This is a genomic window from Mycobacterium sp., assembly GCF_035653355.1.
Taxonomy (GTDB): domain Bacteria; phylum Actinomycetota; class Actinomycetes; order Mycobacteriales; family Mycobacteriaceae; genus Mycobacterium.
Genome location: NZ_DASRBZ010000148.1, coordinates 1 through 3,234, shown reverse-complemented (window position 1 = coordinate 3,234; position 3,234 = coordinate 1). Strand labels below are relative to the sequence as shown.

Below are 3,234 nucleotides of genomic sequence, written 5' to 3'. Positions count from 1 at the left end.
GCCGGCAACCATCCGCAGTGACGTGGTCTTGCCGCATCCGGATGGTCCGACCAGGACGACGAATTCGCCGTCATCGACGGCGAGGTCCAATCGATCGACGGCGGGCCGCGTGGTCGCGGGATAGCGCCGTGTCGCTTGTTCGAAAGTCACCGAAGCCACTGCAGGAAACCGCTTTCCAAACTATCGGGGTCAGCCACCGAGCCCGCTCACGGCTATACCTCGGATGAAGGACCGTTGCGCGACGGCGTAGACGATCACCAGCGGCAAAAGGACCATCATTGATGCCGCCATCAGCACCGGCCATCGAGCCACGTACTCCCCCTGCATGCGCACCAGACCGAGGGTGAGAGTGGCGATGCTGTTGCGCTGGATCATCACCAGCGGCCATAAGAAGTCGTTCCAGACATTGACCCACGTGAGCACTGCGAGCACCATCAGCGCTGGTTTAGTGTGCGGCAAAAGGATTCGCCAGTAGATCTGCCAGGGCGTGCATCCGTCAAGAATCGCCGCTTCCTCCAGCTCGTCCGGCAAGGTGCGGAAGAATTGCCGCATGAGGTAGGTACCGAACGCGCTGCCGAACAAGCCCGGCACGATCATCGCCCACGGTGTATCGGCCCACCCGAAGATGCGCATCAGGATGAACTGCGGGATCACCGTCACCGTCAGCGGCACCATCAACGTGCCCAAGTACAAAACGAACAGCGCATCACGACCCCGAAACCTCAGCCGTGCAAACGCATAACCGGCGAGCGAGCAGAAGAACACGTGACCCGCTGTGACGCATCCGGCGTACAGCACAGTGTTGAAGAACATGCGCCAGAGCGGCAGCAAGCTGAACACCTCGCTGTAGTTCGACCACCGCGGGTGCGACGGCAACAGCTTCGGCATGGTGACTTCACCTTCGGTCTTCAACGATCCAGATAACGCCCACAGGATCGGAAATAACGCGCACCATGCGATCCCGATCAGCGCGACATAGAGCGCCAGACCACGCAGCAGACTGTGCTTGATGATCCGCTCACCCAAAGCCACGGTCCACCTCCAAAGAGCTTCGCCGCGCAAATCGCAACTGCAGCACCGTCAAGACCAGCAGAATCGCGAAGATTACCCAGGCCAGCGCCGACGCGTACCCGAACTCCAAGAATCCGAACGCGTGCTGGAACAGCATGATGCCGAACACATAGGTTCCGGTCTCTGGACCGCCGTTGCGTCCGGTGAGCACGTAAACCAGGTCGAATGCCTGAAAGGCGTGGATGATCGAGATCACCACCACAAACGACACCGCGCCACGGATCAACGGCACCGTGATGGACAGGAACTGTCGTATCTCGCCGGCACCATCAATTTTGGCCGCCTCATAGACCGTCTCCGGAACCCCCTGCATCGCTGCCAGTAGCACGACCGTGGCGAAGGGCACGCTCTTCCACACGCTGACAAGGCACAGAGACACCATCGCCCACTTGGGATCAACCAGCCACGGGACGGGGCCTACGCCGATCCAGCCGAGCATGATGTTGAGCAGTCCGTTGTCGGTGTTGAAGACGAACTGCCACACGACGGCAATCACCACCGACGACACTGCGAGCGGCAGGAAAGCGGCCGTGCGGAAAACCCCGATTGCCATGGCTTTTCGGTTGAGGACTGCGGCGACGACGAGGCCGATGAGCACTGTCGGGGCCACCGTGCCGACGGTGAAGACGACTGTGTTGGTAAGCGCGATGAGAAACAGCGGATCGGAGCTGAACAGAGCGCGGAAGTTGGACAGCCCGGCGAAGCTCGGCGGGGTGAACACATCCCACTTCTGAAAGCTCATATACAACGAGAAACCCAGGGGAAACAGCATGAACACCGCGACTGCGGCCAAATTAGGGGCGACGAACAGCCGTCCGGCCCGGGCACGACGGCGGGCTGCGGCGCGGCGGCCTGTCGGAACAGCCAGCACCGGGGCGGCGGGTTCGTCGGTCGTCGTCATGGCTGTCGTAGCACTTCCTCAACAGCACCGGTCAACCCGGCCAGCGATGTCGCAGGCCGCGCGCCGCGCAGGACCGGTCCGAAGTTGCGGTCGATCAGAGCGTTGACTTTCTCCCACGCCGGACTGATCGGGAGGCCTTCGGAGTGGGCGGGTCCGCCGGTGAGCACGGCGAGATTGCGGATTCTGCTGTGCGCCTGGGCGAACCCGGCGGATTTGATCGCGGACCGCAGGACCGGCACGAAGAGACGCGATTCGCCGATTAACGCCTGTCCGACCGGGCCGGTCGCGAATTTGACGAATTCCCAAGCCTGTTGCTTGCGAGGGCTGCTGGCCGCGATAGCGAGCCCCGTGGTGCCGATATTCGAGTGGGCACCATGGCCTTTCGGTCCTGTTGGCAATACGGTGACATCGAAGTCCAGCCCTTCTGCCCGGTCGAACGTCTGGTAGCGCCAGTGTCCGCCCAGCGCCATCGCCGCCTTGCCCGCCGAAAAGAGGTCCATGGTGGATATCGACTGTTGCTGGGTCGTAGTCGGCGCCACCTTGTGTTTGGTCGCGAGGTCGGCATAGAACTGGACGCCTTCGATGAACGCCTCGTTGTCGAAGTTGAGATGGGTGGGGTTCAACCGCGGGGTGCACCACGGTACGCCGTTGTTCATGGCGAACAGCCCGGCCGAGTACGCCGGGGCCCAGGTATCGACGAATCCCCACTGGCGGACTCGTCCGGAACCGTCATGCTTTGTGAGAGCTCTTGCAGTGTCGAGGAATTCGGCAAAACTCCATGGCTGGTCCCAGCTGCGCGGTGGTGCCTTGACGTTCGCGTCGGCGAAAAGGGGCCTGTTGTAGTACAAGTAATTGCCGGACCACTGCTCGGGGAAGGCATACTGGCCGCCGTCGAAGGTGAAGGTGTCGTACAGCGACGCGATGCTGTCGGCTTTCAGCTGGGCGGCGAACGCTTTGTCCTGCGCGAGCATGGTATTGAGGTCCAGCAATACGCCGCGGTCCGCCAGAACGGCGTAGCTCATCTCCCAGGCCATCAGCACATCCGGGCACTTGCCACCGGCGCAAAACGTCGATATCTGTTGCACCGCGCCAGGGCCGGATAGCAGCGTTCGGACCTTGATGTCAGGGTGCCGGCGCTGAAACGCATCGACCACCCGTAGCCGGGCGTCGGCTTCTTCCGGATTGGCCGCGAAGAAGAATGTCAGTGCTCCGTCGTCGGCGCTGCACGCCTGCGGCCACGGCGCCAGTGACGCTGCGCCCAG

The 3,234-nt window shown here is 62.3% G+C and carries 4 protein-coding genes; all 4 read right to left on the bottom strand.

The genetic code is table 11. From position 1 onward, the window contains the following. Window positions 1-159, bottom strand: a 159-nt coding sequence (locus VFA16_RS04925) for an ATP-binding cassette domain-containing protein (protein ID WP_324966737.1), incomplete at its 3' end; no start/stop codon positions are given. Between the two features lie 30 nt (window positions 160-189). Beyond that, a complete protein-coding gene (locus VFA16_RS04920; protein ID WP_324966736.1) occupies window positions 190-1,032 on the bottom strand; it encodes a carbohydrate ABC transporter permease in 843 nt (280 codons plus the stop codon). After that, window positions 1,019-1,972, bottom strand: a complete 954-nt coding sequence (locus VFA16_RS04915; RefSeq protein ID WP_324966735.1) for a sugar ABC transporter permease — start codon at window positions 1,970-1,972, stop codon at window positions 1,019-1,021. Before VFA16_RS04915 ends, VFA16_RS04920 begins: the two co-directional genes overlap by 14 nt. Then, the coding region (locus tag VFA16_RS04910) for a sugar ABC transporter substrate-binding protein (protein WP_324966734.1) at window positions 1,969-3,234 on the bottom strand (1,266 nt) is incomplete at its 5' end. The genes VFA16_RS04915 and VFA16_RS04910, both read right to left, overlap by 4 nt.